This window comes from Intrasporangium chromatireducens Q5-1, assembly GCF_000576575.1.
GTDB lineage: Bacteria > Actinomycetota > Actinomycetes > Actinomycetales > Dermatophilaceae > Intrasporangium_A > Intrasporangium_A chromatireducens.
This window is the reverse complement of the sequence record NZ_AWQS01000376.1, coordinates 1-2,664: the sequence shown is the minus strand read 5'-3', so window position 1 is coordinate 2,664 and position 2,664 is coordinate 1. Positions and strand designations below refer to the sequence as shown.

The 2,664-nt window shown below is 70.6% G+C and carries 3 protein-coding genes; 2 read left to right on the top strand and 1 reads right to left on the bottom strand.

Features of this window, described 5'->3' with window-relative positions:
* Positions 1-111: 111 nt before the first annotated feature.
* Positions 112-1,284: an amidohydrolase family protein gene (locus N864_RS21245; RefSeq protein WP_034722102.1), complete on the bottom strand. Its 1,173-nt coding sequence runs from the start codon at positions 1,282-1,284 to the stop codon at positions 112-114.
* 59 nt (positions 1,285-1,343) lie between these two features.
* Between N864_RS21245 and N864_RS21240 the strand changes: the two genes are divergently transcribed.
* Together N864_RS21240 and N864_RS21235 are read left to right on the top strand one after the other, a co-directional pair.
* Positions 1,344-2,024 carry a GntR family transcriptional regulator gene (locus tag N864_RS21240; RefSeq protein WP_051518894.1) on the top strand — a complete coding sequence of 227 codons (681 nt, stop codon included), beginning with the start codon at positions 1,344-1,346 and terminating at the stop codon, positions 2,022-2,024.
* Complete coding sequence (locus N864_RS21235; protein WP_205621028.1) at positions 2,021-2,539, top strand: RidA family protein; 519 nt, start codon at positions 2,021-2,023, stop codon at positions 2,537-2,539. The genes N864_RS21240 and N864_RS21235 overlap by 4 nt, the downstream gene beginning before the upstream one ends.
* The last annotated feature ends 125 nt before the right edge of the window (positions 2,540-2,664 follow it).

Sequence of the window (2,664 nt, the reverse complement as noted above, 5' to 3'; positions counted from 1 at the left end):
ACTGCTCCGCCGACGCCTTCCAACCGATCTTGAGCATCTGGACCTCCTGGGAATGGACATGGTCGAGCGCCGGGAGCGGCGCCCAAGAGGGGTGGCGGCTGAACGTCCCGCCTAGAACTGACGCGATGACACGGCGCGGCTGGGCGGTGGCGTCTGTTCACTGCGACCGAGGACGAGGGGCTCGCCGTCGACGAAGATCCCGGCGATGCCGGGCAGGTCGCCGAACTGAAAGCACTCGAGGACATCGGTCGCCAGCGACCCGGTGATGGATCCGAGGACGAGCAGGTCGGCCGGTCGCCCGGGCGCGAGGACCCCGGTGTCGAGACCGTGGGCGGCAGCGGTGTTGCCTGTCGCCGCTGCCACGGCCACGGCCGGGTCGACGCCACACACCGAGGACAGGTAGAGGACGTTGCGGAGCATCCCGCGGGGGATGACCCCCGTCCCGCCGGGCGTGTCCGTGCCCAGCGTGAGCCGGTGCAGCTCGCCGCGCTCGGTCAGCCGGTCGACCGCGACCTGCGTCGCCCGGTAGTTCATCGAGCTGCACACCTCGATGGCACCCGGGAGGTCGTCGATGGTCTTGCGGATCTCCTCGTCGGGCATGGGGATCGGACCGCCGGAGATGTGCGCGACGACGTCCGGCCGCACAGCGGAGACGAGGTCGTAACCCGCGACGCGGCTCGAGCCGGACCGGGACACGCCGCCCGAGTGCATCTTGACGGTGATGCCCCGCTCGCGTGCCCAGTCGAGGTAGGTCATTGGCTCGCCCGTGTCGAGATGGTTCCAGTCATAGAAGATGAACTTGGCCTGGCTCGCGCCCGCTTCGGCGAGCCGGTCGAAGTGGCCCTCGTTCATGCCGGGCGTGAGCAGGACCGTGCCCGCCGTCATCTTGATGCCGGACTGCCGCACCCTGCCGGTCGTGTGCAGCGAGGTGACCGCCAGGCTGGTCACCAGCTCAGGCGTCAGGGCGTCCATCGGCAGTCCAGGCAGGTGCAGCTCTCCGGCGGAGACCATGCTGGTCGTTCCGCCGTGGAGGTAGTTGTGCAGCCAGCCGACGGAGTTCTGCGCCGGGGTCCACTCCCCGAAGGTCGGGTGGACGTGGCCGTCGACGAGCCCGGGGATCACACTCATCCCACCAGCGGAGACGACACGGTCGGGTGCGGCGACGTCAGCGCCCACAGCGGCGATGCGGCCGTCCTCGATGACGAGCTGCGTATCGCGCACCACGGGCGCGGTCGCGTCACCCGTGACCAGCACGTCGATGTCGGTGATGAGGGTGGTGACCATGGCGCTCCCTTGCGAACTCGGTCGTGGAGGTTTTATACCGTATCCAATATGATCAGTCCGTGACAGTCCAGCACCCAACCTCGCACCGCTTCCTGCGCCCTCAGACCGCCCAGCAGGCGGTACTCGCCGAGCTCCGCGGACTGATCATCCGCGGCGAGCTGGCGCCTGGGGCACCCATCCACCAAGAAAGCCTCGCCGACCTGTTCGGCGTGAGCCGGGTCCCGGTGCGAGAGGCCCTGAAGATCCTCGAGGGCGAGGGCTTCGTCGTCTATGCCGCCCACCGCGGCTACAGCGTGGCCAAGCTCGAGGTCGCCGACCTCCTCGAGATCTACGACCTGCGCGGGGTGCTCGAGTCCCATGTGATGCGGGCGGCGGTGCCCCGGCTGGAGGAGGCCGATCTGGTGCGCATGCGCGAGGCCATGACCGCAATGGACCGCGCGGCGGACGACCAGGACATGGTCGCCGTCGGGGTCCAGAACCGGGCCTTCCACTTCGCCCTTTTCGACCGGAGCGGACTGAACCGGGCGGTGGAGATGATCCGTCGGCTGTGGGACACCACGGACCCGTACCGCTCGCTCTACTTCCAGCGGCCGCTCAACCGTGAGACGGTCAACGCCGAGCACGCGCTGATCTACGACGCATGCGCCGCCCGCGACGTCGACAAGGTCGTCGAGCTGCTGGAGGTCCACCGCAGCCACACCGCCGAGGACCTGCGCGCCATGAACGGTGTGTGGCCGTGAGGATCCCTGCCACCGACCCGCAGACGGAGGCTCCGGCCCGACGCGACGCCGCTCGTGCCCGGCTCTCGCGGCTGGGCTTCACCCTGCCAAAACCCTTGGGGAGCAAGGGCGCCTACGCCTCCACGCGCGCCGAGGGTGGCCAGCTGTGGGTCTCGGGCCACACGGGCCGGGGGCCGGACGGCCTGCGGCTCACGGGGGTCGTCGGCGACGACGTCTCGCTCGAGCAGGCGCAACAAGACGCCCGCCACGCCGCCGTCAACCTGCTCGCGGCGATCGACGGGTCGCCCCACCTGCCTCACGGCCTGGGCAGCGTGGACGCGGTGCTCCACCTCCGGGTCTATGTCCGCGCCGCGACCGACTTCGGCGGGCACCCGTCCGTCGCCGATGGGGCCAGCACCCTTCTCGCGGAGGTCCTTGGTGAGCGGGGGGTGCACGCGCGGACGGCGGTCGGCGTCGCCTCCCTTCCCGGCGGCGCCCCGGTGGAGCTCGAGGCCGTGCTCACCTTCACCGCCTGAGCACGACGCTGTCCACCAGCTCGCATGCCGCGCAGCGGGGCGAGCGCGGTGCGGCCGAGCCGCTCGGCGCCCGCTGCGCGTCCCCTCGTAGGGCGCGCAGCGGGTCGAGCTTGACGTGAGGCGTC

Excerpts from the sequence above, each read along its gene's own strand:
- N864_RS21245 (WP_034722102.1), bottom strand. The coding sequence starts at position 1,284 with ATGGTCACCACCCTCATCACCGACATCGACGTGCTGGTCACGGGTGAC.